Below are 24,243 nucleotides of genomic sequence, written 5' to 3' on the forward strand. Positions count from 1 at the left end.
TTTCAGGATAGGATTAGGTTTCTATAGTTGGTCCTTCAAAGAGAGTAGTCTCTTTGTGCACCCCTATGCCTCCTATTCTGAATGCAGATAGGAGGCTTTTTTGTCTCCAAGCACTGATGAAATGGGGATGATTGTATGATGTTATTAGAAGCAAACCAAATAAAATTATTTATAAAAGACCGTTTATTATTAGATATAGATAAATTACAAATTCAAAAAAATGATCGAATTGGTCTTGTTGGCAGAAACGGCTGTGGAAAAACAACCTTATTAGAGGTTTTAGCAGGGAAAACATCTCCTGACAATGGAACAATTGCGACAACTGGCATATGCGAGCTATTGCCGCAGCTAAAAAGAACAGATACAACAAAAAGCGGCGGAGAAGTGACACAGGAATATATTAATGCCGCACTCGCAAAAAGTCCTGCCATTTTACTTGCCGACGAACCAACAACTAATTTGGATACGAGTCACATTGAATGGCTGGAGAAGAAATTAAAAAAATCACACAGCGTGCTTGTCCTTGTTTCACATGACCGGGCATTTTTAGATGCTTTATGCACATCCATTTGGGAGCTTGATCAAGGAAAAGTGAAGGTTTACAAAGGACATTACTCCGATTACATGGAGCAGAAGGAATTGGAGCAGCATCAGCAGAAGCAAGCGTACGAAACCTATGAAAGAAAGAAAAAACAGCTTGAAGAAGCGTTAATTTTAAAAGAAAAAAAGGCAGAAAGAGCGACGAAAACACCCCAAAATGTAAGTTCCATTGAAGCAGGAAAATCCAAACCTTATTTTGCAAAAAAGCAAAAAAAACTGCAAAAAACTGCTAAAGCGATTGAAACGCGTTTAGAAAAGCTGGAGAAAGTAGAAAAAGTTAAAGAAGTGCCTGTCATTAAAATGAATTTGCCTAACGAAGAAACCTTTAAAGGACGAATTGTCTTGCGCGCAGAAGATGTACAATGTTCGATCGATAAAAGGTTACTCTGGAAATCTGCCAGCTTTCATGTACGTGGCGGGGATAAGCTTGCTATCATCGGACCGAACGGATGCGGAAAAACAACGCTCGTGAAAAAAATAATGAATCAGAGCGAAGGGATAACCATTTCCCCTTCCATGAAAATCGGCTATTTTAGTCAAAACATCGATATTTTAAATACAGAAAAATCAATACTTGAAAATGTCAGCACAACCTCAATACAGAATGAGACTTTCATACGAACGGTCTTAGCAAGGCTGCATTTCTTCAGAGAGGATGTCTATAAGCCAGTTGGTGTTCTAAGTGGCGGAGAGCGAGTAAAAGTGGCATTCGCTAAATTATTTGTTAGTGAAATTAATACAATTATATTAGACGAACCAACAAACTTTCTTGACATCCCATCAGTGGAAGCACTTGAAGCACTCTTGCAAGAATATGAAGGAACCGTTATTTTTGTTTCTCATGATCGGCAATTTATCGAAATCATTGCCACACGAATTTTAGTGATTAACAACCAAGAAATCCAGTTATTTGATGGAACATATGAGCAATACAAGAACTACACACCAAAAGTTGCACACGATACAAAAGAGGATCTGATCCTCCTATTAGAGACTAAGCTAACAGAAGTATTGAGCCGACTTAGCATTGAACCTTCTGATGAACTGGAAGTAGAATTTCAGAGACTTTTAGCTGAAAAGCGAAAATTGAATAATCAATAATGGCAAGAAAAACGGCAGAAATCATCATTCTGCCGTTTTTGTTAATCCTTTATTTTCACTCATTCTCATCTCATTTTCCAATTGTGCTACCCTCGAATCAATGGAGCTGATGTGAAAATCTTTATTCACTTGATTCTCTAATCGGCTAAGATAGCCTTCTATTTCCTGGAATCGAGAGTATGGCTTTTCAGAATAAGAAGTCGAATCCAATACTTTGTTTATTTGTTGATTGGCTCGTGTAACATTTTCACGCCCCATTAACTCCATCCTGCGAATATGCATATCTTTAAGCTTGCGCTTCATCTCTTCATATTTTCGTTCTAGTTCTTCAAGCTGACCATAGATGTGTTTAAGTGAGACTCTTAAACGTTCGGCACGCTCTGAATAATACTGCTGCTCTTCTGAGGCAAATTGATAGAGTTCTGTTTCACCTGCTTTTGAAGCTATCCCTGCTTGATACTTCCTCTTTTCCGCAAGCTCTGCTGCTTCTGCTAGCTCTCTTTCAAACTCATCCTTGAGTTGAGAGTGACGATCGACAAGCTTTTTTACCTTTTCTGTTTCTTGTTCACATTCTTGAAGATATTGATTAAGCAACGCGATCGGATTTTGATTTTCTTTTCTTTCCAGCGCTTCGTTTAAATCTGCTTTTATTGTATTTTTAATTTTTGTAAGTAAATTGGTCATAACTCACTCTCTCCTTCATTCAATTATTTGTTGATGTCATTCCATTGCTTTTCAAAATTAACAAATGGGTCTGTTTCTTTAATAACCACCTGTTTGTTTTCATTCCATTTTTTATAAACTAGGTACAGAACGTATGCTGCCACAACTCCTATGATCGCAGGTGCATTATGAATGGAAGCCATTAGGATAAAGAAACCAACAATCCCTAACCCAATTTTTCCTCCTGTTGAATCTGTCTTCAAAAATTGTTTAAAGATGAAATATAGAAGCGCAATACTTACTAGGAACCCAATCATAGGTCCAATGGTAGAAAGTAATATCATCGCTGAAATTCCGCCGATTAATAACAAACCAAATTTTTTCATTTTGTTTTCTCCTTCCTTTATCTTGATTTCATCTTACCTTTATTTTTGAATTCTTATAACGAGCTTGCGCTTTATTTTCAACTAAGACCCGAGACTTAGTGCGGGTCAGACCCCAAAAACACACCGCTCCAAAGAAATCGGACAAATTATTGAAGCAGCAAGGGTCGGTGAGCATGGAAGCGGGTTTGCCGGTTGTAGCTGATTCCGTAAACTTGCAGAACAATCTGCTCAATCTGCTCAAGAAATTTCTCAACTTATCTCAATCACACAACATGATACAAATAAAGCAGTTGAATCCATGGAATTTGTAACCAAAGAAGTAATAGGAGGGATGAAAGTTGTTAACAATCCCGGAAATTGCTTCGTTCAAATTCAGGAATCAGTGGATGAAGTGACAAATCAAATACAAGAAGTTTCATCCGCTATTCAACAAATGGCTGCGGGTGCTGAGCAAGCGGTACAATCAATGAAATTTATTACAGAATTATCTGATAATGCTGCATCCAGCACACAATCTTTGTCCATATCAACAGAAGAACAGCTGGCTTCCATGCACAAAATAACATCTTCAGCCAAGTATTTAACTAAAATGGCTGATGACCTGCAAGGACTGATTAGAAGATTTACGATTTAAATCGAAAACCTTACCGATTTGATTTGGTAAGGTTTTTGGTTTTATTTAAACTTTATTCACTTGAATCAATTCGATTGTCTCATGATCGGGACCTTCATAAAATACAGTGATCCATCCATTGCTTAAGGTATAGGGTCCTTCTGTCGGATAAAGACCTTTTCTCTTCAGCTGTCTTATCCAATCCTCTATATCCTCCACTTGCCACGCGGTGTGAATAGAATGTAATGATCCCGGACTCTCCTCTGACTCAATTAATTCAATTCGTACATTCTCATTCCTTAGAAAAGCAATTTTTTCTTCCTGAAACATCAAATATTGCTCGAAAGAAAATCCAAACTTCTGTATATAAAACTGGATGGAATCCTGTAAATGACTTACTGAAACTCCTGAATGGTGCCACTTCATTTTCTCTCATCCATCGGCAGGATTAAATTCATATCCCCAAATTCATGCCATAAATACCCATTAGCTAATGCCTTTTTATATGCCTTCATTAATAAGTCCTTATCAATAAAAGCAGAAAGCAAATCTAAATGGCTTGCTTCTGGCTCGTGAAAGCCAGTAATTAAACCGTCAACAGCTTTCAAAGGGTATCCTTTTTGAATATACAGACTTGTAATGCCTTTCTGCGGCACCACATATCCAGCTATATTAACCGCAGTTTCTAGTGCCCTTACAACAGTCGTTCCAACTGCAATTACTCGCCCATTTTTTTCCCTTGTTTTGTTAATCATTTCTGCTGTATTTAAAGGAACACAGAATTCCTCTAGATGTTTATTTGGATGTGGCCATCGGTCATTTCCGTAATAACTTAAACCAGCATGCAGCTGTAAATAGGCAATGTTTACACCTTTTTCTTTTAGCTTATTAAGCAGTCGCCAAGTAAACGCTCTTCCAGCCGAGGGCATTTCTACAGATCCCGGAACAGAAGCATAGACTGTTTGATACATCTCTATCGGCCAAGGCGTTTCGATATATTCGTAATGCAGCGGCTCCCCGTATTGATAGAAGTTTTCTATTAAATTTAATCCGCTCTTCGAAAAGGAAAGGACAATTAGTGGTGTCTCTGCTCCTAGTCCAGCAATAGTTGCTGTTAGTCCTCCAGGTAAATCAATCTTTTCTCCGACTGTGATTACTTCACCGACAATAAGGGCCTCCCATTCTCTATCCGATAACTTTCGGGATAAGCGAATTTCAACCGCTTGCCTTCCTCTTTTTCCTTTTAGTACTGCCGGAATGGTTCGGCTATTATTTAAAACTAATAAGTCTCCCTCTGCTAGATACGAATCCAGCATATTAAAATAATTATGGGAACAATCTCCTGTCACTGTATCTAGTGTCATTAAACGGACATGATCCCGCGAGATCCCCCTATATTCCGCTGGCGTACGTGCATTTAAATATTCTGGTACTTGGAATGAACGTGCGGTGCTCATCATTGTTCATCCCTCTTCTCTTGCATATAAGATTGAGCCTCAAACCGCTTTCCATTCAGATCAATCGTTTCATCTAATGCAAGGGTAACAAATACCTTCGACACCTCATTAGGATCCCCTAGCTCATAATCACATTCTGGAACAGCAACCCTATGCATCTCTGTGTCCATTTCCCCTGGGTCTACCATGCTGATACTGACTCCGGTATCTTGCAGCTCATCCGCCCAAGTCTGTGTTAAACCTTCTACTGCAAATTTAGAGATGCCATATGCACCCCATTCTGCAAATCCTGTCTTGCCAGCTTCAGAGGTCAAATTGAAAATTCTTCCTTTATTTCGAATCAGCATGCCTGGCAAAACTCGCTTAGTTACGAGGAAAGGATTCATTACATTGACCTTAAGTACTTCTGCAAAATCATGTTCCGGGTAATCAGATAATAGCGCTGGTCCGGGTCCAAATATAGACGCATTATTAATTAATACATCGACACATCCAAAGCCCTCTTCTACAATAGATACGAAGCGGTTTATATCTCTTATGTCAGAAACATCTGCTTGAACGGCTATCACTTCTGCTCCAAGGGCCAGTACCTCTTTCTCTACTTTGCGAAGCATCATTTCTCCTCTTGCACAAATAGCTAGCCGTACACCTTCTCTAGCCAATGCTAATGTTAACGCTTTTCCAAGACCTTTTGATGCTCCAGTAATCATTACAACCGGTTTTTTATCCATTACAATCTCTCGCTTTCTATATTGTTCTTAGCTTTATTTTAGAAAGAAAGCGTCCGCACAGCATCGGGAGCGAGATGGAATGAGATTACTCAATTATGATGATGAACTTCTACTACTTTTGGATGAGAATGAGTCTAAGAGGCATAAAAAAAACGGAGACAATCAGCTCCGTTTTCAATATTATTTCTTTTCAATCACTTGAATCCATTTATAATAACCTATTAATATGAGTAATAATATCGGATCAATGACTGCAGAATACTCAAGCCGCCACCAGCCATATTCAAAGTATCCCCATGGAGGGGGAAGCTGGGCAATACTTTCATAAATTAATATGGCTATTACCCATACAGCAAAATATAAGAATTTTTTTTTAAAGGAACGCTTAAAAGGAAACCAATTTAAAAATAGGATATTAACAGGAGGGACTAATATAGTATAGGCAGGAAAGGCTTCCCAATCAATTCCTTGCGTTATATACCAGTAGCCATGATATTTTAAATCGATAAAAATATCAAAAGTTAATTGGAGTGCGATCGTAAAGAACCAAATATGAACCATTTGATTCATAGTCAGATTCTTCTTTATAAAAAAAACGACTAGATTAATTACTATCACAAAAAGGATTAATCCAACCATTCCAGCCCTCCTTGCCATTTATCCTTTTAATTAATACGCCATTATTTATATAAATAGTATTGCCGTTTTAATTACTGGTTTATGCTGGCATTCAAGAGACTAAAAAAAGAAGATGTTAATATACAACATCTCCGTTTTCCCACTTTAAAAATCTATATTAAATTTATAGCCTAAACCGCGTACGGATACAATGAAAGGATAGTCAGAAAAACCAGCTATTTTCTCCCTGAGGTTTTTTATATGTACGTCAACCGTCCTTTCATTGATAATCTTTTCATTTTTCTTATACAATTCATTAATTATTTGTTCCCTTGATAATATTTGATCAGGATGTGTCATAAAAAGATATAAAAGCCGATATTCAAAATGAGTGACATGTATCTCTTGATCATGAAATTTAACAATCCCTTTTATCGGCTTAATTGTCAGTCCTTTAAAGCTTAATTTGCTGCAGCGATTTACGGTTCTTCTCAGGACAGTTTCTATTCTTATCAAAAGCTCTTCAAGGTTAAATGGCTTCACAATATAATCATCTGCCCCCATCTTCAGCCCTTGTATTTTGTCCTGGTCGGCACCTTTCGATGATTGTATGATAATAGGCACATTGTTAGAATTCTGATTGCGAATCCAAGTACAAAGTTCCAGCCCATTCATATCAGGAAGAGCTGTCTCAAGCAGGACGAAGCAAGGGTCATACTTTAAAAATTTCATTTTGGCTGCTTTTCCATTCTCGGCTTCAATAATCTCAAAACCATTTTTGGACAAATACCAATTAAGCTCAATCCGGTTCGCTTCGTTCTCTTCAATTAGAAGAATTGTCTTCCCTCTCAGCTTTCCATCCTCCATAACAATCACCACGTTTCTCTTATACAGTAAAGCTAGCAAATAGCATTTCTATAAAAATCTTTTATTTATCGGCATTCTTCTTGCCGGCTAAAGTTTCATAAGCTGCATCATCTGGTGCATCTCCATTCGGCCAGTCATTAATTTTGTTTGGAAAATCTGGACGCTCCATTGAATTGATGTACGCTGCAATATTCATCGCCTGTTCTTCAGTAAGAGAACCTGCTTCATGTTCGCCAACTGGAGCCTTTGGCATATACTTTTGAATATAACCAGCTGCTGTTCGAACTCTAGCCATCCCAGCACCAATATTGTATGAATTATCTCCCCAAAGTGCAAGTCCTGCAGCTCCGCCAGCACCATCTTCCCCATGACAGGTGATACATGCTTGCTGATAAAGCTCTCTTCCTTCATCTACATTCACTTTTGATAAATCACCTTCAGCCTTTTTAAGCTTTGCCCAAGGCCGATCGGTCGTACCTTCAGGAACATTTGTTGAAATATAATTATAATACGCAACCATTGCCTTCATCTCTTCTCCCTCTTTAGGAAGGGGCTTTCCATTCATACTTCTTATAAAGCATCCGTTAATTCGATCCTCTATACTTACTTCTCGTCCCGCACGTGGATTATATTGTGGATATGTTTTTGAGATTCCAACTAAATCTAGAGAATCACCAACTCCTCCATTCGCATGGCAGCTGGCACAACTTAATGTATTGCCGACATACCCGTCTAAAACACTGCTTGTTTCATTATGATATTTTTGTCCTAGCTTAATTAATTCGCCTTCCTCCCCTTCTGGCACCTCTTCCATACTTGGCGGAGCATATGGATGTGTCTTTTCTTCTGCTTTTGGTTCTGAACTTGCCAATTCCGTGTTTGCTGGCTTATCCTTTACATAAATATAAAGATACGTAAAGCCGGCTATCATTGTAACAATGATGGCTATTACTGGTAAGAACATCTGATTTTTAACTTTCATAATCATTCTCCTTTCGACTGCTGTTCAGTTGGTATTTACTATGATTGAAATCACAAGTAAATTGTCTAAAAGGAGTGTTAAGAGTTGGTTAATTTGTCGTGAGCGTTTCGTGAACTTTGCAGTGAAAGGAATAGATTTCATATATTCTTCATATTTCAGAGCAGACTATTTTTTATGCTTACTCAGAACAATTCTGCTATATACTAACTTCTATAGAAAAAGTTTCCTTCAATCCTTTTTCACCTTTAGATGTAACTTTGATTGCTCTTGTTTTTGGTAAACGTTCTACCCAGTTTAATTCTAATAACCTTTCTAAAAGCGCATTTCCAAGTGCTCCAGCAAGGTGATGTCGTCTTTCACTCCAATCAAGGCACTTGTGTGAAAATGAACGTCTCTTTGATTCAACCCTTTTGAGGTCAATTTGAAAATCAGCAAGGAACTCCTTTCCCTTTTCTGTCACTGTGAATTCTTTTGATCCCTCACAAAGAATGCCTTCTTGAATAAGAGCATCAGTCAACTTCACGCCAAGTCCCCCTGCAAGATGGTCATAGCAAGTCCTTGCTAAGCGAATGGCCTTATCCTCAGAAGCCTGTTTGAATGATTTAATTTCAATTGGCGGTGCAATTAATAGCAATGATTCCATAACCTGAGCAACCTGTTGACTCTCAATGCCATAATACCGATGTCTTCCTTGTTTTTCTACGGCCACAATTTTTGCATTGACCATTTTAGATAAATGAAAACTCGCTGTTTGCGGTTTTATGCCCGCCATATAGGCTAATTCGTTTACCGGATGGTATCTGCCATCCATTAAAACAGTCAGAATTGCCGCACGCGAAGGTTCACTCACAAGACTGGCAATAATCGCTACATTAGCGTTTGCATTCATAGTTTTTCCTCCTCTCTATGTATTCCATATTTCGATGAAGATTAGAATATTACTATTTTACAATAAATAAGAACATATAAGTAGGAGGAGAATAAAAATGGAAACTGCCTATCAAGCACTAAACATAGAAAGAATTCAGCCTAGCATTCTTTACTATGGAACTCCCGTAATCTTATTAAATACACTAAATGAGGATGATTCCGTAAATATAAGCCCTATATCATCATCATGGGCATTAGGGGATTGCATCATTTTGGGCATTGGTCTTGGAGGAAAAGCCATCGAAAATTTAGAACGACAGCCTGAATGTGTAATCAACATTCCAAGTCCTTCATTATGGAGAAATGTTGAATCATTAGCACCCTACACCGGAAAGAATCCCGTTCCCGAATTTAAGAAAAAAGCAGGGTTTGAGTATGGGAAAGATAAGTATGCCATTAGTGGATTATCACCAATTGAATCTGAGACTGTGAAACCTTCTCGAATTATGGAATGTCCTTTACAAATTGAAGCAGCAGTGAAAAACATTCGGATTCCCGAGCATACCCCTGATTTTGCCATAGTAGAGACAAAAGCGTTGCAAATTCATGCGCATAAAGAAATTATCATAGGAGAAAATCATATAGATCCAAACAAGTGGAGTCCAATAATATATAATTTCCGTCATTATTTTAGCCTTAGTCATCAGTTGGGAAAAACATTTAGGGCGGAGATCTAGGATTTGTTTAAAATAAAGGGAAAAGTCACCCCATCCCTAAAAATAGAGGGTAAGGTGACTTTCTCTTCCATAAAGGAGTACTTTTTATAAATGATAAAACCATATTTATTCCTTTTTATAATAATCCTGTGCATGATAGGCTTTAAATCCACAAGACTCATATAGTTTTAATGCGTGTGCATTCTTTGCTTCTACTTCTAGAAAAATCGAAAATCCATTCTTATCTTCATTTAAAATGATGTTTGTTAACGCTTTTCGTCCAATGCCTTTGCCTTGATATTCAGGGAAAATAGCAAATCCGTAAATCCACGCTTCTCCATCCAGATGAGAGATACGCATTTTGCCAACAGAAACTCCATTTGATTCAATGATATAGAATTGATCCGTGTTTTCACGTTTAATTCTTTCATTATAATCTCGTGCATCCTCTTCTTCAAACTGGAAAGCCTGAACATCTAATTGGATTTCTGTTTCAAAGTCATCAGGAGTTGACAGCCTCAATATTACATCCTCTTTATAAGAGAGAGGCATTTCTTCCCATTTCATCTGATACTCTGAAAATGAATAAGAGCAAGAAACAGATCGCAGAAACTCTTTTCCAGACTCAGAATTAGATGGAGCATTTAAGAGAATATGCGAAGTTCCCCGGTCCTTCAACACCTTTTCTGCGTTGCGATAAAGTTTAGTAAATATTCCTTTTCTCCGATAATCTGGTGCAACCATCCCACACGCTTCAACTTTATTTCCAAACCCGTACAAACCTAGAAAACCAACTAACTTTCCATCCTCATAATGAAAAAAGTCGTTTCCTTCATTTTCCTCACGAGATTGGAGCATATCCCAATTCAATTTCAATTCGAAGGGTTCACCATTCTCACAAGCACACTGCAGTTCCTTAATATCTGTTAACTGTTTCGCTGTCAGCATTCTTTACCTCCTAAATTAAGCAATAGTAACTTATTCTTTATTTCTAGCATAAAATCCTTTTTATGCATTTGCTGACATTGTTTAGGAAATTACAGAAATAACAGTACCAACAGCCTGAATCCAGCTCTCGCTAAAATCTCCTTCGATATCTTCTATAGAAGCATTATTTTGGTGTTAATATGTTATTTGCTTAGTAGACTTTTGCTGATTATCCATTCGCTGCCTCCACCCTCCTATTTCTATCATGAATTCAAATGATCAAATTTGTATTAGGAATTATCCAAGAACAACTGTGCAAGCGCATGGATCAGTTTCATGCATAGCACAAGACGAGCCTCACTTTGCCATTTTGGAACACTTCTAACATTTAGGTATTTTGTATGCCAAGGAACATAGAAAATAAAACAGCCGATTTCACCTTCTATTTTAGGAAATCGGCTGTTCTATCTGTCTTACATTTATTATCATGTAATTTGGACCCGTTCTGAGTGAGTCGAAAGAAAGAAGATGAGCAATCAGACCTATCAAATCCTCCAAACGAAAATAGATGAAAAGAGTTACGAATCACACGAGCCCTAATCCCCTCATTTAAGCTGTTCATTCAACACACTATCTTCTAAAACCGAAAATTTATCTCCATATACTCTCGTTAAATGTGTTTCACCCCATGCACATAATAAATTTAGGATCCCTTCTAAGCTACGTCCATATTCACTGAGTTCGTATTCTACTTTTGGTGGAACTTGATTGTACACAATTCGATTGATGACACCATCCTCTTCTAGCTCACGCAGCTGCTGGGTGAGCATTTTTTGTGTGATAGTTGGCATGAGCCGCTTTAATTCGCTCGTCCGTTTTTTTCCGTGAGTTAGATGGCAGAGAATCACACACTTCCACTTTCCCCCGATGACTTCTAAAGTCGCTTCTACAGAAATATTGTATTTCTTTTTTTGCATTTTTGTTGTCCTCCTTATAGGCACAAAAAAGTACCTATATTACTTTTAGGTTTCTATATAACTTTAAAGTGCGTACTTTTCTTTATGTTCGATATATATCATACTAACATTTGCCGGCCGATTAATACTATACTTTCTTTCAAAATTTATTATTTGCTGAAATGAAAGTTTCCATTTATATAACAGAAAAAAGGAGGAAATCATATGGCTTTAAGTAAAAAGCAAAGCACGTTCGCATTGCTTGCTTTAGCAGTTAGTGCTTTTGCAATCGGAACGACTGAATTCATCAGTGTCGGGTTGCTTCCACTTATTGCAAATGATTTTAGTATTCCTGTAACTACTGCAGGATTAACTGTATCTTTATATGCGTTAGGGGTAACGTTTGGAGCTCCTATATTAACATCTTTGACATCAAAAATGTCACGTAAGACATTATTACTTTGGATTATGATTGTCTTTATTATTGGTAACACTCTTGCTGCAATCTCTACAACAATTGGGCTATTGCTAGTGGCACGTGTGATTTCTGCATTTTCACATGGGGTCTTCATGTCAATAGGATCGACAATAGCTGCTGATTTAGTTCCGGAAAATCGCAGAGCTAGTGCGATTTCAATTATGTTTACAGGCCTTACAGTAGCTACGGTAACTGGTGTACCATTTGGAACCTTTATTGGTCAGCAGCTAGGTTGGAGAACTGCTTTTATGACCATAGTTATCATTGGTGTCATTGCCTTAATTGCAAATAGCATTCTTGTTCCATCTAATTTACGAAAAGGAGTAAAAACTACCTTTCGTGATCAGCTTAAGCTTGTGAAAAATGGCCGGCTATTGCTTTTATTTATCATTACAGCATTAGGCTATGGCGGAACATTTGTCGTGTTTACCTTCTTATCCCCATTGCTTCAAGACATCACAGGGTTTAAAGAAGGAACTGTGGCTGTCATTTTATTAGTTTATGGAATTGCGATTGCGATTGGGAATATGGTTGGAGGTAAGTTGTCGAATCAAAATCCAATTGGTGCATTGTTCTATATGTTTATTGTACAGGCAGTTGTCTTATTTATTTTGATGTTTACAGCACCATTTAAAATTGCCGGGTTAATAACGATTCTATTGATGGGTCTGTTAGCATTTATGAATGTGCCGGGCTTACAAGTATATGTTGTCATACTGGCTGAGCGCTTTGTCCCTAGTGCGGTTGATGTGGCGTCAGCAATAAATATAGCTGCTTTTAATGCCGGGATTGCAATTGGCTCCTATTTAGGCGGTCTCATTACAGACTCGATAGGACTCATCCATACGTCATGGATTGGAGCACTTATGGTGTTAGCGGCTGCAGTTTTAACTGGATTTAGCAAAGCTTTGGAACGAAAAGATCAAGCAAGTAAAATATAATAAAATTTTGGAGGGTTTAAAGATGATGGTAAAAAAATTACAAGATACAACAACTTTGCATAATGGTGTAAAAATGCCTTGGTTCGGACTTGGAGTTTTTAAAGTCGAAGAAGGTCCTGAATTAGTGAACGCGGTAAAAACAGCGATTAAACATGGATACCGCAGTGTGGATACAGCAGCGATTTATGAGAATGAAGAAGGGGTTGGCAAAGGGATCCAAGAAGGTTTAAGAGAAGCAGACATTTCAAGAGAAGAGCTATTTGTCACTTCAAAGGTTTGGAACGCGGATTTAGGATATGAATCAACGATTGCTGCTTATGAAGCAAGCTTAAAGAAACTTGGCTTAGAGTATTTGGATTTATATTTGATTCATTGGCCAGTTGCAGGAAAATATAAGGATGCTTGGAGAGCGTTAGAAACTCTTTATAAAGAAGGCCGAGTAAAAGCAATTGGAGTAAGTAATTTTCAAATTCATCATTTGGAAGACTTAATGAAAGATGCTGAAATCAAGCCGATGATTAATCAAGTAGAATGCCATCCTCGATTAACTCAAAAAGAGCTGAAGGCATTTTGTGAAGATAACGGCATTCAGCTAGAAGCTTGGTCACCATTAATGCAAGGTCAGTTGCTAGACAACGAAGTTATACAGGAAATTGCGAACAATCATAATAAATCTGTTGCGCAAGTTATATTGCGTTGGGACTTGCAAAATGGTGTTGTAACGATTCCAAAATCAACAAAAGAGCATCGAATTGTTGAAAATGCGAATGTGTTTGATTTTGAATTGACGAAAGAGGAAATGGAGATCATTGATGGATTAAATCAAAATCTTCGTGTAGGTCCAGACCCAGATAATTTTGATTTTTAATGTAAACAAGCTCGGAACCCGAGTTCTCAGAGTGTAGAGAAAGAGTATTTTTTCTCTACACTTTTTTTGATGGTTAATTTAAAATCGGCTTCTGTTTCTTTAAACGTATTAAAAATATACTTTGTACCAATCTTCAACGATTCTCAATGGAGAAATCATCAACAGCTGAAGGAAGAGCACTGCTTTAAAACTTAACAAAACAGGCAATATTTCATCTTTATAATGGTTGAGTAAAATGTTCTGGCATGGGGGTTCAAGGTATACACAAAAGTTTAGAATCAATGACACATGAAAAGGTTACTGTGCTGAATATTAAAGATTAGAATAAAATAGAGGCTTTGTTTATAGATGATTGGAAAATTTTAAAATAGAGAACAGGATTGCCCTGTTCTCCTTCCATATTAGCTGTAATAAGCTATTTAACAATCCCCAATGCTTGCCTATATGATTGAACACAGTTTCTGCCTTTTCCCTTTGCTGCATAAAGAGCTTCGTCGGCTTGTTTCATTAATGAATGGATAGAGTATTGACTTTCACCGGCATTAATATAAGCATGTGAAACCCCAAAGCTAGACGTTATAACTACTTCTTCGCCATTAATCAGACGATTTTCTTTAGCTATTTCCTCACGGAGAGTCTCCGCAAACTCACAAGCCTGATACAAAGGAGTATTTGCCATACATATAATAAATTCTTCGCCTCCATAGCGCCCCATAATATCTGTATTCCGTAAGCTTTTCTTAGCAGTATCTGCAACATGCACTAAAATATGATCTCCGATAGCATGTCCGAACGTATCATTCACTTTCTTAAAATGATCGATATCAAACATAATAATAGACACGCCTCCACCATTAATTGTAAGTGATTCGAAAACTTCTTCTATTTTTTCCATAAAGAAAGTCCGATTAAATACTTTTGTTAGTCCATCCGTGCTTGCCAGTTTTTTTAGTTCTTCCTGGATATGGACTCTTTCAGTTACATTTGCAAACGTTACAATCCTTCCTATAGATATATTTTTCTTATTTTGAACAGGTGAAAACCGTATATGATAGTATACATGTTCCCCCCCAAGACTTATCTTGTAATCACACTCTTGCTTATTACTTATGATTTCTGCCAGCCTTGGGTTACTGCGAAGGACATCCCTTATCGGCTTACCAATCGCATGCTTGTTTAATTTTGGGATTAACTGCAGCATCGTACCATTATAATCGACAATCACATTATTTTGATTCAGAACAATGACACCTTCTTGCATGTTTTCAAATACTATGTCTCTAGCAATAGGAGTGACATTAAACATTTGAAAAGATACAAGGGCTATTCCATGAAACAAAAAGGAAATGCTCATAGATACAGGTCCAAGGTCAATGCCGCTTGGACTCAGCCCGTTAATATAAAAGTAGTTTGCTAGTAAGGGAATCATTAGTCCCGCTATCATCAAAAGGATTTGCATCCGAAACTTAAATGATGATTTCTTCAGCTGCATGAGCAATATGATAATACTCATCATAAAACACAAAAAAAGAAAGATGGAATGGATGTAAAACCAAGGACCACCTTCCAGATCGATTGTTGGGAATGGAGTATCACTTCTTAGTTTCATTGATTTGTAATATAAATGATGAAGGCTATTCGTATTATGCATGAAGATGGTTATAATCGGGATAACATAAAGTGTATAGCAAATCCATGGCTTTAGTCTTTGTCCAACATAATCCAAACACATTAATAAGATGAATACTGGAATGAACGGCAATGCGAGATACTCAATTCTTAACCATAATCTTATTTCCTCTAGCGACGTACCCATCAGTTCAAAGGCGTATGCAAAAGTAAAAACGGCAGACATGAAAGTAACTAATATATAATATCTAGCTCCAGGCGCGTCCTTTATTTTCCAAACAGCATACCCACATAAAAAAAGGCTTAATAAGCCAGCTATTACAACCACTAATACATACAATAATAATTCCTGGGCCATTTCTACCTACTCCATATAATAAAAACTGTTATTTTCACTATTATATAGCAGTTTATTCCTATATGACTAGTTTTAATATTTGAATTATTTGAAGATAAAAGGCTTGGAGAAATCTCCAAGCCTTCAGTAGCTAGTATGTTCTTTTTATTTAGGTTCCGTATCTTGCTTCGGATCTGGCTGTTTTCCCTTTTCTTTTAACTCTTTATTCGTATCCATACTCTCCATTATTTTTCCATTTTCCTTCATTTCCGTGAAATTCTGAACCATTGTGCCATTCATTGGATTCAGTTCTTTTTTCATCGCCCTCTTCATTGCACTCACCTCAAGTTATTTTTTGATTTAATGAAATGATTACTGAACTTTTTCATTGAAGAATTGCACAGAATATAAAGCACCTTCACTAACCATATTATTGTCTTCTATATCTCTAGGATGCGGATGTCCTCCTTTTTCAATCGGAAGATTTTCACTTTTATCAAATGGAGAGGGTTTTACTTTTCTTTTCCAATCTCTTAGCACATCTTTAGCAAGGATTCTATTTGGTTTAGACGATAACCATATAGCTGCTGCAGATGCTCCTACCCCAATACCTACTGCCGTTACTGATTTTACAAGTGAAGCTTGTTTCATAATAAGTCCTCCTCGTCTATTATGTTTTAAGCTTTCTTCATGAATCATTCCATCTATTTCTCTACTAGATATATTCCCTATTTCTATCAAACTAAACATTTTTCTTTTCAAATGATTTCAGAAGGAATCCACCCTACTAAACCATTTTTCTTTTTCACTAAGGTATATCCTGATTGTTCTGCATCTAAGACATTCACTCTTTCGTCTATCTTAACCGACAAGAATGTCGTGCTTAAATCATCCTTACAATAGACCCCATCCTCTCTTTCAACTAAATATTCATTTTTAATCCATTGCTTATACCCCAGCTTCACGTTCTCACACAAGGTGAAATAGGTTTCCCGTTCAATTACAAGCATTTCATAATTAGGCCATGTTACTGTACCTACACGGTTTGTCTCATCCGCATATTCCATTTTCACTTTTCTTTCCTCTTTTACTTCATCAACAAACTCATATGAAAATTGATTATTCGCGAATATGAGTGCATTTAATTGTCCATCTTTTTTTATCTGGTTCCCGCCATCGATCGCAATGATCTTCTTTTCCTGATCTATAAATGGATTATTCGAACTTTCCATCTGAAAACGATAATTAACTGCTGGCCAATGCCCGACAATAACGTTTTTTCTCATTTGATGCCCTTTATCTAAGAATGAATCAATGGAAAGCGCGAAGGATTCCTCTGTTTCCTTCCAATCTGCCCGATTCTCTATTCCAGCATGTATGAGAATGAAATGTTCGGTCTCAAAAGCAATGGGCAAAGACTCAATCCAATCAATTTCTTCTTTGTAATAGCTCATATAAAATTGAGCAAGCTCTTTCATATCATTGAAATCTTCTAAGATTTGATGCCGCTCTTTAAGCATTTCATTTAAAAATGAATGCTTATGCTTTTTCATATAAGGAATAATATTTTCATTCCCTGCTAGAGCATAACGGTACAAAATATCACAATTTCCTTTTGTGACAAAAACATCTTTCGATTGCTCTGTCATCCATTTGACATAACGAACAAGCTCTAAACTGCGCAACCCCTTCTCACAAAGATCCCCGTTAATAAATAGATAATCATCCTTCGTATACTGTACCTTTTCTAATAGGTTTTTAAATAGAGCTAAACTTGCATGGATATCCGATAGAATAATTACTCGTCTTTCTGGATTTAAGTTTAATTGGCAAATATTTAACATAGTAATCTCCCATTAACCCCGATTGTATTTTTTAATAATTCCCACTTATTATATCATTTGTTTTCAGACGCCTCTTTAGCGATCCTGTTCTAAAGGGAATCATTATTTTCTAAAATTATTGAATATTAAATTCTAAAAATATAGAATATAAACAAATGATATAAAAGAGGTGCTATATTTGGATATTTTAAATCTTACAGGCAGAAAGAGAGAAACTTACCAAATTCAGCTAGAATACTCCCTTTTGTGGGAATGTGCATTAGGGATCGCAGCCATTACCAATACACCGCTTATTAAAACGTTAGAAAAACCTCCCGCGTATTGGACTGATATTAGAAATTCTGCACCAAAAGAATTATTGCAGCATTTAGACTTTGTCGAGAAGAATAATACGTGGAAAGCGCTACTCCAACTGCTGCATAAAAAGCCATTCATCCAGCTATCCGAATTTACAACGTATATAGAAGATCTTCCGAATATAGATTTAAAGTTTATTTGTTTGCCATTTATAGGCACCCACTATCAAGAACTCAGGCACAATGCAGCAATCGGAGTGCAAACTGCAATGAAAGAAATGCAGCACTTAACGAACGATCATCCTTATTTGCCTGACTATATAGCATTTATTTGTCAAGCAGATGAAAAGCTCCTAAAGGAACATCTTATCCATGTCATGACAGGCTGGTACGAAACAGTTATAAATAATTGGCCTGAAAAGCTTTTGGCTATTTTACAAACGGATTATGAAGCGAAGAAATTAATGGAAGAAAAAATGGAATCTGAAGAATTCGTAGAATGGGCAACTGGCGGAGTTACTTATTTACCAGAACCAAGCATACATACAGTCATTTTAATTCCACAATATATATACCGCCCATGGAATATTGAAGCAGATATAGAGGGAGCAAAGGTTTTCTATTATCCCATAGCCAATGAAAGTATCTCTCCCAATGATAAATACACACCTAATCACTTTTTTGTTCTTAAACATAAGGCATTAGGAGATGAGGTTCGAATGCGAATGATCAAAATGCTGAATGAACATGACCGTACCTTACAGGAGCTTACTTCACAATTGAATATTGGAAAATCTACAATCCACCATCACCTGAAGATTCTTAGAGCAGCTAAACTAGTTGAAACGTCTCAATCCAAATATTCACTTAAAAGAAACGCACTCGAAGGATTAGCAAAAGAGTTAGAACTGTATTTAAATCAATGATAAGGCTTTAGGTGGGAGATATATGAGGAACAGTATTTTTAAAAATCGATCGTTTGTATTTGTATGGATTGGAAATGCAATCTCTGAATTTGGCGGTGCTTTTGGGACCTTTTGTAATTCTATTCTTATTTATCAGCTTACTGGTTCCACAATGGCACTTGGGAGTATGTGGCTATTATATTTTCTCCCTTCCCTTATTCTCCAATTATTCATTGGTCCATTTATCGATCGCTGGAGCCGAAAGTGGATTATGGTCTTTTCGCAATGGATTAGAGGAGGAGTTTTCCTTATCCCCCTTGTTTCATTATTAACAGAAAATCTCGTATCCTGGCATATTTTCGCAGTACAAATCATCGTAGGATTGGTCACACCCGTATATACACCAGCAAATCAGGCAATCATCCCTTCCATTGTGGAAAAAGAACGGTTAAAAACGGCTAACGCCTATTTGGATGGAACACTTAGACTGATGACTTTTATGGCTCCAATTGCTGGAGGAGTAGTGGTGGAATCCTTTGGTGTAAAACTAACTCTTTTCATTGTAAGTAGCTTCCTTCTGGCAAGCGGTACATTATTACTATTTATAAAAGAGGAAAAGGCCTATCAAAATGAGCGAAAAACTTGGTTACAGCAATTTACTGAAGGAATATCCTACTTTTTCAAGCAGCCTATCATAGTTTGGCTAGGAATCTTTCTTGCTTTTGTTCAATTTGGAGTAGGCGCTGCCATGGTTATCAATCTTCCCTACATAACTACTGAATTATCAGGGACCTATGCTGAATACGGTTATTTTATGGCAAGCTTCCCTCTGGGTTATGTAATCGGATCTATGTTAATCGGAAAAATTAAATACAAAAGCCGGCGAGTGATCATGCTAGGATCACTGGTTATAGGCGGGTTTACTTATCTATTTCTTGCCATTAATCATTGTATGTATGTTGCATATATAACAGAGGCAATTGCCGGTGTTGCCATGGCAATTTTCGGAGTACATAATATATCCATCTTTCAGCAAATAATACCAAACCATTTAATGGGGAAGGTCATTTCTGTAAGGCTTTTTATTATTCGTGGTGCGATGCCTATAGGGGTAGCCGCAGGCAGCGTATTAAGTGAGCTATGGGGGATAAGGCCATTATATCTATTAATAGGATCACTCATTTGTTGTGTCTCTTTAATAGGTATCTTTCTCCCATATTTTAAATTTATTGATAATCCAATAGAAAAGGAGATGTCTTCATAATAAGAAGTTCTTATAAACAAGCTGCCGTAATTGGCAGCTTTCTAATGAATCTAATCAATCAATGCTTCATTCATACGCTCTAGAAGTTCACCAAATATCTCTTTCTCTTTATTTGACCAGTTTTCTAACATCGCATGATATCGCTCAATTCTCATTTTTTTGTCTATTATTAATTTTTCTCTGCCTATATCCGTAAGTCTGAATAAGCTTACCCTGCCATCCGTTGGATCTGAAAAACGCGAAATATATCCTTTTGCTTCAATAGCAGATGCTTGTCTAGAAAGAGTTGATATATCTAAATTAAAGGTTTCAGCCAAAGCTTTTAATCGAGATGGACCAAATTCATCTAGATGCCTTAATAATAAATAGACAGATCTCTCCAAATGCCCAATTTTTTTATCGGAAATATCTAAATAAACAGCTCGCCGGATTAATGTAGTAAGTTCATATTCTATACGTTCAACTGCATTTTGGTTTTCTTTTTGCAATGGATTCCCCTCCGCTTATATTTTATACAATTTAATTGATGATTGACAAATCGGCATTTACTTGTATAATACAAACATATACTTGTATCTTACAAGTATATGTTTGTAAAGTAAAGGTCTTAATTATCATCATCACGATTTCACATGAAAAAGGAGGCAGTTGTTCTTTATTTAAAGAACAGCAGTATTATGAAGGGACTTCAAATTATCTACCAAATTGCAATCTTATATGCTTTCACATGGATTGGAAATGTTATTCATCATATTTTCCCTATCCCAATCCCAGGAAGTATTATTGGTCTAATTCTATTACTTATTTGTTTATCACTCAAAATTATTCCATTGAAGATCATAGAGAATGGAGCAAACTTTTTATTAGCTTATCTGCCATTATTATTTATTCCTGCCATGATTGGAATTATGAATTACCCGTCACTATTCTCTATCAGTGGAGCGATCTTATGTTTGATCGGCATTGTTAGCACTATTGTGACCATGCTGGTGTCAGGAACAGCCAGCCAATTTTTAGAAAAGAAGACACTAAAACGAAAGGATAATAAAAAATGCAGCAGTCACTTATCGCAATCATTGTAATTCTTGGAACTGTTGTTGTTTACTTAGCAATGGCGAAAATCTATGCACGGCTTCCCAATCCGATTTTAATTCCCGTCCTTACTGCAACAACTCTCATCATTCTGCTTCTATTACTTACTAATATTTCGTATGATGAGTATATGATTGGCGGTAAGTGGATTAATTCTTTATTAGGACCAGCAGTTGTTGCATTGGCCTATCCACTTTATAAAAACCGCCACATATTAATAAGCTATATCTATCCAATTATTGTTGGTGTTCTAATTGGATTGTTTTCAGGTATGATCAGCGGAATCTTAATAGCAAAGGTTTTTGGAATAAACCGTGACTTAATTCTATCCATAATTCCAAAGTCAATCACTACACCTGTAGCCATTCAGATTGCTACAGATTTGGGTGTTGAGCCTTCTATGACAATGGTATTTGTCATGATTGCTGGTTTTTCTGGTGTTATTCTAGGGCCATTATTTTTAAAATGGAGCCGCATTAATAGCTCTATTGGCAGAGGGATTGCCCTTGGAAGTGCATCACATGCTCTAGGCACCTCGAAAGCATTTGAATATGGCGAACTGACAGCTTCTATCAGCTCTGTTTCTATGACATTATGTGCCGTCCTAGGGTCCATATTCGGACCTATTATTGCATGGGCGTTTCATATTTAAACTCTCTGAAAAAGGAGATATTAAATGAGGCAATTACCGAACAAATTTGTACAAACAATCAAGTCTGTCCATAAAGAGAACGGTGAACAATGGCTGAATTGTTTTAATAAGCTCATTGAGGAATGTGAGGAGCGCTGGGACATCCAGTTCATGCCTCCATTCCCTTTGTCTTATAATTTCGTTGCGCCTGCTGTACGAAAAGCTCAAAAAGAAGTCGTTGTTAAACTTGGCATTCCTGGTGCAGAATTTAATGCTGAAGTTTCCGCTCTAAAGCATTATAACGGACGTGGAATGGTTAAGCTCATTGATGTTGACCTCGAAAAGGGGATTCTCATTCTTGAACGATTAACTCCAGGTACAATGTTGGCATCCTTAGAAGATGATCAAGCAGCTACACGTATTGCCTCAAGAGTCATGAAAGCATTGTGGATTCCTGCGTCAGGTTCCATGCAAGTTCTTACTAGTGAAGATAGGGAAAATGCCTTATTAAAAATATTGATAGAAAACCCTGAAGGAATTGGTCCCATTACAAAAGAAACGCTACAAGAAGCAGCTGAAACATTTACAGGATTAAATAGATCTATAGAAAAACCATATTTGCTTCATGGCGATCTTCATCATTACAATATATTAAAAACCGGCAGTGATTCATGGGCAGCCATTGACCCTAAAGGATTAATTGGTGATAGAGAGTATGATGTCATTCAATTTTTATTGAATCGATTGCCTGCTGAAAATTGGGCATCTATGATCGAAAAGCGAATAATTATTTTAGCTGAAGAACTGGATCTCGATAAACATAGAATCTTTTTATGGGGTTTTGCCCATTCCGTTTTGGCCACATGCTGGTCTATTACTGACCACGAGAATTATGAAGAAGCTTTTTATCATTCCATACAATATTTTTGGGACCATTGCCGAACTATTTAAAGAGCGGCGAGTAAGTTGTATAAAGAGAAGATACACGGAGGGACATAAATGGAAAAGATTGTTTATACGATTCAGCCTCCTGATAATTTTAAGGGATTGTTGAAAATATATGAATCATTAGGTTGGAATTCTTTAAAATTAACTATCAATGATTTAGAGAAAATGTGTAAACAAAGCTGGTATGCAGTGTATGCTTTTGATGAAGAACAGTTAGTTGGGATGGGACGAGTTATTTCTGATGGTGTGATTACAGCCATTATATGTGGAGTATGTGTAATGCCTGGTTATCAGTCCATGGGAATTGGCAAAGAACTGATGAATCATATGATTAGCCATTGTGAACAAAATAAAGTAATTCCTCAACTTATGTGTGTGGAAAATCTGGAACGTTATTATGAGAATTTAGGTTTTGAAAGATTCGCTATTGGAATGAAAAAAAATATAATCCGATAAATTCGTTTTACTTGTTTTAGCTAAGCAATGTTTTCATAAAGACTTGAACGTTATTAAAAATAGAGAAACCTTACGAATGGGCACATTTGTAAGGTTTTTTCTCTCTTTTTAGCACCCACTAGCAAATTTCACGTATTAGGTCAATGGAGTTATTCTTTGGAGAGTTAACAAGAGAAGATACCTCGTAGGTCTCCATTAAATCCTGATTAAAAGGATTTAATAAACTATTAAGCTGTTTGATATCAGAAATAGATGAATCTAGCCATATTTTTTCATCATTTGGTTTCAAAATCGCTGGCATTCGATCATGTATCCCTTTTACAAGGTCATTGGGAGTTGTTGTAATAACAGAACATGAGTAAATTGATTCTCCATGTGGGGAAATCCAACGATCCCAAAGGCCAGCCATTGCAAATAAATCACCTGATCTTAGTTTTATTCGCATAGGAGTCTTTGTTTGATCATCATGGCGTTTCCACTCATAGAAAGAGTCAGCTATAATTAAGCAGCGCTTCTTTTTGAAGGCACTCCGAAAACTAGGCTTTTCGGCAATTGTCTCAGCTCTTGCATTGATCATTTTATTTCCAATTTTCATATCTTTAGCCCAAGGCGGAATTAAACCCCAGCGAAGGAATCCTAATCGGTTCTTGCTTCCATCATTAATAACGGATAAAACAGATTGTGACGGGGCTACATTATAGTTTGGGTTATATAATTCCTCTTCGATTGCTGCAGCGATCTCAAATCGCTGAATAATCTCCGTGAATGTTGCTGTAAGAGTGAATCGGCCGCACATTGCTAACACCTCAATTATCTATTTGGAAACATTGTACCAAAATAATAGGCAGCAAAAAAGGATAGCTAACCATTCAATGCACAATGGTCAGCTATCCTTTTACTTATTTACGCGCCTTAGAGGATTCGAACCTCTGACCGTACGCTTAGAAGGCGTATGCTCTATCCAGCTGAGCTAAAGGCGCATGATTTATGTATGGCGGAGAAGGAGGGATTTGAACCCTCGCGCCGGTTACCCGACCTACACCCTTAGCAGGGGCGCCTCTTCAGCC

The 24,243-nt window shown here is 37.0% G+C and carries 27 protein-coding genes, 1 tRNA gene and 1 pseudogene; 11 read left to right on the forward strand and 18 right to left on the reverse strand.

The window, feature by feature from the left end; translation table 11 throughout:
* Positions 1-135: 135 nt before the first annotated feature.
* On the forward strand, positions 136-1,701 hold the full coding sequence (locus tag ASU02_RS21400; RefSeq protein ID WP_057767429.1) for a Vga family ABC-F type ribosomal protection protein: 1,566 nt from the start codon (positions 136-138) through the stop codon (positions 1,699-1,701).
* A 24-nt stretch (positions 1,702-1,725) separates the two neighbouring features.
* Here the strand turns inward: ASU02_RS21400 and ASU02_RS21405 are convergent, their stop codons facing one another.
* Entirely contained in the window at positions 1,726-2,385 is a 660-nt protein-coding gene (locus ASU02_RS21405; RefSeq protein ID WP_057767431.1) for a PspA/IM30 family protein, read from the reverse strand.
* A 23-nt stretch (positions 2,386-2,408) separates the two neighbouring features.
* A complete protein-coding gene (locus tag ASU02_RS21410; protein ID WP_057767432.1) occupies positions 2,409-2,750 on the reverse strand; it encodes a lmo0954 family membrane protein in 342 nt (113 codons plus the stop codon).
* Between the two features lie 217 nt (positions 2,751-2,967).
* On the opposite strand from ASU02_RS21410, the pseudogene ASU02_RS21415 reads away from it, so the two are divergent.
* A pseudogene (locus ASU02_RS21415) lies at positions 2,968-3,384 on the forward strand (methyl-accepting chemotaxis protein); the annotation flags it as partial.
* A 45-nt stretch (positions 3,385-3,429) separates the two neighbouring features.
* Here the strand turns inward: ASU02_RS21415 and ASU02_RS21420 are convergent.
* The 7 genes from ASU02_RS21420 to ASU02_RS21450 all read right to left on the reverse strand — a co-directional run bounded on the left by ASU02_RS21420 (position 3,430) and on the right by ASU02_RS21450 (position 8,907).
* Positions 3,430-3,789, reverse strand: coding sequence for a VOC family protein (locus ASU02_RS21420; RefSeq protein WP_057767436.1), 360 nt, complete (start codon positions 3,787-3,789; stop codon positions 3,430-3,432).
* Positions 3,786-4,823 (reverse strand): S-adenosylmethionine:tRNA ribosyltransferase-isomerase, encoded by a 1,038-nt coding sequence (locus tag ASU02_RS21425; RefSeq protein ID WP_057767438.1) that lies wholly within the window; start codon positions 4,821-4,823, stop codon positions 3,786-3,788. Before ASU02_RS21425 ends, ASU02_RS21420 begins: the two co-directional genes overlap by 4 nt.
* The gene (locus ASU02_RS21430) at positions 4,820-5,551 is read right to left on the reverse strand and encodes an SDR family oxidoreductase (protein WP_057767440.1); all 732 of its coding nucleotides are present in this window, start codon (positions 5,549-5,551) and stop codon (positions 4,820-4,822) included. Before ASU02_RS21430 ends, ASU02_RS21425 begins: the two co-directional genes overlap by 4 nt.
* 180 nt (positions 5,552-5,731) lie before the next feature.
* Complete coding sequence (locus tag ASU02_RS21435) at positions 5,732-6,190, reverse strand: hypothetical protein (RefSeq protein ID WP_057767442.1); 459 nt, start codon at positions 6,188-6,190, stop codon at positions 5,732-5,734.
* A 144-nt stretch (positions 6,191-6,334) separates the two neighbouring features.
* A complete protein-coding gene (locus tag ASU02_RS21440; RefSeq protein WP_057767480.1) occupies positions 6,335-7,036 on the reverse strand; it encodes a response regulator transcription factor in 702 nt (233 codons plus the stop codon).
* Positions 7,037-7,097: 61 nt separating this feature from the next.
* Positions 7,098-8,018, reverse strand: a complete 921-nt coding sequence (locus ASU02_RS21445; RefSeq protein ID WP_057767444.1) for a c-type cytochrome — start codon at positions 8,016-8,018, stop codon at positions 7,098-7,100.
* Positions 8,019-8,214: 196 nt separating this feature from the next.
* Positions 8,215-8,907 carry an ArsR/SmtB family transcription factor gene (locus ASU02_RS21450; RefSeq protein WP_057767446.1) on the reverse strand — a complete coding sequence of 231 codons (693 nt, stop codon included), beginning with the start codon at positions 8,905-8,907 and terminating at the stop codon, positions 8,215-8,217.
* Between the two features lie 97 nt (positions 8,908-9,004).
* Here ASU02_RS21450 and ASU02_RS21455 point away from each other — a divergent pair, with 97 nt between their 5' ends.
* Complete coding sequence (locus tag ASU02_RS21455) at positions 9,005-9,625, forward strand: flavin reductase family protein (RefSeq protein ID WP_057767448.1); 621 nt, start codon at positions 9,005-9,007, stop codon at positions 9,623-9,625.
* Between the two features lie 105 nt (positions 9,626-9,730).
* On the opposite strand, the gene ASU02_RS21460 is transcribed toward ASU02_RS21455, so the two are convergent.
* Positions 9,731-10,552, reverse strand: a complete 822-nt coding sequence (locus ASU02_RS21460; RefSeq protein WP_057767450.1) for a GNAT family N-acetyltransferase — start codon at positions 10,550-10,552, stop codon at positions 9,731-9,733.
* A gap of 584 nt (positions 10,553-11,136) precedes the next feature.
* Positions 11,137-11,508 carry a winged helix-turn-helix transcriptional regulator gene (locus ASU02_RS21465; protein ID WP_053478210.1) on the reverse strand — a complete coding sequence of 124 codons (372 nt, stop codon included), beginning with the start codon at positions 11,506-11,508 and terminating at the stop codon, positions 11,137-11,139.
* Positions 11,509-11,712: 204 nt separating this feature from the next.
* Here ASU02_RS21465 and ASU02_RS21470 point away from each other — a divergent pair, with 204 nt between their 5' ends.
* Together ASU02_RS21470 and ASU02_RS21475 are read left to right on the forward strand one after the other, a co-directional pair.
* Positions 11,713-12,906: an MFS transporter gene (locus tag ASU02_RS21470; protein ID WP_057767452.1), complete on the forward strand. Its 1,194-nt coding sequence runs from the start codon at positions 11,713-11,715 to the stop codon at positions 12,904-12,906.
* Between the two features lie 25 nt (positions 12,907-12,931).
* Positions 12,932-13,774, forward strand: coding sequence for an aldo/keto reductase (locus tag ASU02_RS21475; protein ID WP_057767482.1), 843 nt, complete (start codon positions 12,932-12,934; stop codon positions 13,772-13,774).
* 415 nt (positions 13,775-14,189) lie between these two features.
* Here the strand turns inward: ASU02_RS21475 and ASU02_RS21480 are convergent, their stop codons facing one another.
* From ASU02_RS21480 to ASU02_RS21490, 4 genes are all read right to left on the reverse strand, one after another.
* Complete coding sequence (locus tag ASU02_RS21480; RefSeq protein WP_057767454.1) at positions 14,190-15,761, reverse strand: histidine kinase N-terminal 7TM domain-containing diguanylate cyclase; 1,572 nt, start codon at positions 15,759-15,761, stop codon at positions 14,190-14,192.
* Positions 15,762-15,905: 144 nt separating this feature from the next.
* Entirely contained in the window at positions 15,906-16,073 is a 168-nt protein-coding gene (locus ASU02_RS26550; protein ID WP_157684555.1) for a hypothetical protein, read from the reverse strand.
* 39 nt (positions 16,074-16,112) lie between these two features.
* Entirely contained in the window at positions 16,113-16,391 is a 279-nt protein-coding gene (locus ASU02_RS21485) for a hypothetical protein (RefSeq protein ID WP_057767456.1), read from the reverse strand.
* Between the two features lie 107 nt (positions 16,392-16,498).
* Positions 16,499-17,584 carry a metallophosphoesterase gene (locus ASU02_RS21490; protein WP_057767458.1) on the reverse strand — a complete coding sequence of 362 codons (1,086 nt, stop codon included), beginning with the start codon at positions 17,582-17,584 and terminating at the stop codon, positions 16,499-16,501.
* Positions 17,585-17,762: 178 nt separating this feature from the next.
* On the opposite strand from ASU02_RS21490, the gene ASU02_RS21495 reads away from it, so the two are divergent.
* Both ASU02_RS21495 and ASU02_RS21500 read left to right on the forward strand, forming a co-directional pair.
* Entirely contained in the window at positions 17,763-18,806 is a 1,044-nt protein-coding gene (locus tag ASU02_RS21495) for an ArsR/SmtB family transcription factor (protein WP_057767460.1), read from the forward strand.
* Between the two features lie 22 nt (positions 18,807-18,828).
* Positions 18,829-20,049, forward strand: coding sequence for an MFS transporter (locus tag ASU02_RS21500; RefSeq protein ID WP_057767462.1), 1,221 nt, complete (start codon positions 18,829-18,831; stop codon positions 20,047-20,049).
* Between the two features lie 50 nt (positions 20,050-20,099).
* Here ASU02_RS21500 and ASU02_RS21505 read toward each other — a convergent pair whose 3' ends face one another.
* Positions 20,100-20,537: a MarR family winged helix-turn-helix transcriptional regulator gene (locus tag ASU02_RS21505; RefSeq protein ID WP_057767464.1), complete on the reverse strand. Its 438-nt coding sequence runs from the start codon at positions 20,535-20,537 to the stop codon at positions 20,100-20,102.
* A 189-nt stretch (positions 20,538-20,726) separates the two neighbouring features.
* Here ASU02_RS21505 and ASU02_RS21510 point away from each other — a divergent pair, with 189 nt between their 5' ends.
* From ASU02_RS21510 to ASU02_RS21525, 4 genes are read left to right on the forward strand one after another with little or no spacing between them, the layout of a single operon-like run.
* Positions 20,727-21,131: a CidA/LrgA family protein gene (locus tag ASU02_RS21510; RefSeq protein WP_057767466.1), complete on the forward strand. Its 405-nt coding sequence runs from the start codon at positions 20,727-20,729 to the stop codon at positions 21,129-21,131.
* Entirely contained in the window at positions 21,101-21,793 is a 693-nt protein-coding gene (locus ASU02_RS21515; protein ID WP_057767467.1) for an LrgB family protein, read from the forward strand. Before ASU02_RS21510 ends, ASU02_RS21515 begins: the two co-directional genes overlap by 31 nt.
* A 24-nt stretch (positions 21,794-21,817) precedes the next feature.
* Complete coding sequence (locus ASU02_RS21520; RefSeq protein ID WP_057767469.1) at positions 21,818-22,723, forward strand: aminoglycoside phosphotransferase family protein; 906 nt, start codon at positions 21,818-21,820, stop codon at positions 22,721-22,723.
* Between the two features lie 48 nt (positions 22,724-22,771).
* Complete coding sequence (locus tag ASU02_RS21525; RefSeq protein WP_057767470.1) at positions 22,772-23,176, forward strand: GNAT family N-acetyltransferase; 405 nt, start codon at positions 22,772-22,774, stop codon at positions 23,174-23,176.
* Between the two features lie 118 nt (positions 23,177-23,294).
* Here the strand turns inward: ASU02_RS21525 and ASU02_RS21530 are convergent, their stop codons facing one another.
* Positions 23,295-23,972, reverse strand: coding sequence for an SOS response-associated peptidase (locus ASU02_RS21530; protein WP_057767472.1), 678 nt, complete (start codon positions 23,970-23,972; stop codon positions 23,295-23,297).
* A 110-nt stretch (positions 23,973-24,082) separates the two neighbouring features.
* A tRNA-Arg gene (locus ASU02_RS21535) sits at positions 24,083-24,156 on the reverse strand.
* Positions 24,157-24,243 lie beyond the last annotated feature (87 nt).

Origin of the sequence: Cytobacillus praedii (assembly GCF_001439605.1) — a bacterium.
Taxonomy (GTDB): domain Bacteria; phylum Bacillota; class Bacilli; order Bacillales; family Cytobacillaceae; genus Cytobacillus; species Cytobacillus praedii.

What these genes read in the sequence shown, in the direction of transcription:
- ASU02_RS26550 (WP_157684555.1), bottom strand. Translation starts at nt 16,073, where the DNA reads ATGAAGAGGGCGATGAAAAAAGAACTGAATCCAATGAATGGCACAATG.
- ASU02_RS21430 (WP_057767440.1), bottom strand. Translation starts at nt 5,551, where the DNA reads ATGGATAAAAAACCGGTTGTAATGATTACTGGAGCATCAAAAGGTCTT.
- ASU02_RS21450 (WP_057767446.1), bottom strand. Translation starts at nt 8,907, where the DNA reads ATGAATGCAAACGCTAATGTAGCGATTATTGCCAGTCTTGTGAGTGAA.
- ASU02_RS21530 (WP_057767472.1), bottom strand. Translation starts at nt 23,972, where the DNA reads ATGTGCGGCCGATTCACTCTTACAGCAACATTCACGGAGATTATTCAG.
- ASU02_RS21435 (WP_057767442.1), bottom strand. Translation starts at nt 6,190, where the DNA reads ATGGTTGGATTAATCCTTTTTGTGATAGTAATTAATCTAGTCGTTTTT.
- ASU02_RS21455 (WP_057767448.1), top strand. Translation starts at nt 9,005, where the DNA reads ATGGAAACTGCCTATCAAGCACTAAACATAGAAAGAATTCAGCCTAGC.
- ASU02_RS21510 (WP_057767466.1), top strand. Translation starts at nt 20,727, where the DNA reads ATGAAGGGACTTCAAATTATCTACCAAATTGCAATCTTATATGCTTTC.
- ASU02_RS21400 (WP_057767429.1), top strand. Translation starts at nt 136, where the DNA reads ATGATGTTATTAGAAGCAAACCAAATAAAATTATTTATAAAAGACCGT.
- ASU02_RS21525 (WP_057767470.1), top strand. Translation starts at nt 22,772, where the DNA reads ATGGAAAAGATTGTTTATACGATTCAGCCTCCTGATAATTTTAAGGGA.
- ASU02_RS21500 (WP_057767462.1), top strand. Translation starts at nt 18,829, where the DNA reads ATGAGGAACAGTATTTTTAAAAATCGATCGTTTGTATTTGTATGGATT.
- ASU02_RS21410 (WP_057767432.1), bottom strand. Translation starts at nt 2,750, where the DNA reads ATGAAAAAATTTGGTTTGTTATTAATCGGCGGAATTTCAGCGATGATA.
- ASU02_RS21465 (WP_053478210.1), bottom strand. Translation starts at nt 11,508, where the DNA reads ATGCAAAAAAAGAAATACAATATTTCTGTAGAAGCGACTTTAGAAGTC.
- ASU02_RS21420 (WP_057767436.1), bottom strand. Translation starts at nt 3,789, where the DNA reads ATGAAGTGGCACCATTCAGGAGTTTCAGTAAGTCATTTACAGGATTCC.
- ASU02_RS21460 (WP_057767450.1), bottom strand. Translation starts at nt 10,552, where the DNA reads ATGCTGACAGCGAAACAGTTAACAGATATTAAGGAACTGCAGTGTGCT.
- ASU02_RS21425 (WP_057767438.1), bottom strand. Translation starts at nt 4,823, where the DNA reads ATGATGAGCACCGCACGTTCATTCCAAGTACCAGAATATTTAAATGCA.
- ASU02_RS21490 (WP_057767458.1), bottom strand. Translation starts at nt 17,584, where the DNA reads ATGTTAAATATTTGCCAATTAAACTTAAATCCAGAAAGACGAGTAATT.
- ASU02_RS21480 (WP_057767454.1), bottom strand. Translation starts at nt 15,761, where the DNA reads ATGGCCCAGGAATTATTATTGTATGTATTAGTGGTTGTAATAGCTGGC.
- ASU02_RS21485 (WP_057767456.1), bottom strand. Translation starts at nt 16,391, where the DNA reads ATGAAACAAGCTTCACTTGTAAAATCAGTAACGGCAGTAGGTATTGGG.
- ASU02_RS21475 (WP_057767482.1), top strand. Translation starts at nt 12,932, where the DNA reads ATGGTAAAAAAATTACAAGATACAACAACTTTGCATAATGGTGTAAAA.
- ASU02_RS21445 (WP_057767444.1), bottom strand. Translation starts at nt 8,018, where the DNA reads ATGAAAGTTAAAAATCAGATGTTCTTACCAGTAATAGCCATCATTGTT.
- ASU02_RS21515 (WP_057767467.1), top strand. Translation starts at nt 21,101, where the DNA reads ATGCAGCAGTCACTTATCGCAATCATTGTAATTCTTGGAACTGTTGTT.
- ASU02_RS21405 (WP_057767431.1), bottom strand. Translation starts at nt 2,385, where the DNA reads ATGACCAATTTACTTACAAAAATTAAAAATACAATAAAAGCAGATTTA.
- ASU02_RS21470 (WP_057767452.1), top strand. Translation starts at nt 11,713, where the DNA reads ATGGCTTTAAGTAAAAAGCAAAGCACGTTCGCATTGCTTGCTTTAGCA.
- ASU02_RS21440 (WP_057767480.1), bottom strand. Translation starts at nt 7,036, where the DNA reads ATGGAGGATGGAAAGCTGAGAGGGAAGACAATTCTTCTAATTGAAGAG.
- ASU02_RS21520 (WP_057767469.1), top strand. Translation starts at nt 21,818, where the DNA reads ATGAGGCAATTACCGAACAAATTTGTACAAACAATCAAGTCTGTCCAT.